Source organism: Pseudoalteromonas sp. SWN29, from assembly GCF_015864465.1.
Taxonomy (GTDB): domain Bacteria; phylum Pseudomonadota; class Gammaproteobacteria; order Enterobacterales; family Alteromonadaceae; genus Pseudoalteromonas.
Genome location: NZ_JADYXE010000196.1, coordinates 1 through 516 on the forward strand (window position 1 = coordinate 1; position 516 = coordinate 516).

Annotated in this window: 1 protein-coding gene; it reads left to right on the top strand. The window is 46.7% G+C overall.

The features are described 5' to 3' along the window. The first annotated feature begins 216 nt into the window (after positions 1-216). Positions 217-480, top strand: coding sequence for a BC10 family protein (locus I6F53_RS20460; protein ID WP_197240986.1), 264 nt, complete (start codon positions 217-219; stop codon positions 478-480). Positions 481-516 lie beyond the last annotated feature (36 nt).

Below are 516 nucleotides of genomic sequence, written 5' to 3' on the forward strand. Positions count from 1 at the left end.
GTGTCGAGTCAGACCCAACGGTCAAGATGTAAACCAACAAACAGTCAGTCCTTAACAGGGGCTGGCCTTTTCGCGTTTCTATTAGACTCACTATGGAGGAACGACCTCATGCTATTTATAATTGTTGCTATCATTGTTGCCACTACCGCGTTAATCATTATTGACGACAACTGCTGGCCTGATTGCTAATACGACTCACATATGGAGGACACACAAATGTTAAGACTTCACTTCAATAAATCTAATGGTATCTTTTCGGCTCGTGGTGCTGACCGCTCGACGGTTCTGGCCTCTGAGAAACACGCAGTCATCCCTAAAGTGCTTGGTTCGACCATTGAGTTAGCACCCCGTGTTCACGCTGTGATTACGACTGGCTTATATAAAGAAGCGACCACTGGCTCCCGGCCTTTCATCCCGGTTCTCGTCACGCGTTTCCCTAAAGTCCGTCTGGTCATTGCACGTATCAAGGAGGTGCTCTAATGTCACGTAACTATAAAAGATGTGATAGCACTACGT

Coding starts and splice junctions, on each gene's coding strand:
- I6F53_RS20460 (WP_197240986.1), top strand. CDS start 217: ATGTTAAGACTTCACTTCAATAAATCTAATGGTATCTTTTCGGCTCGT.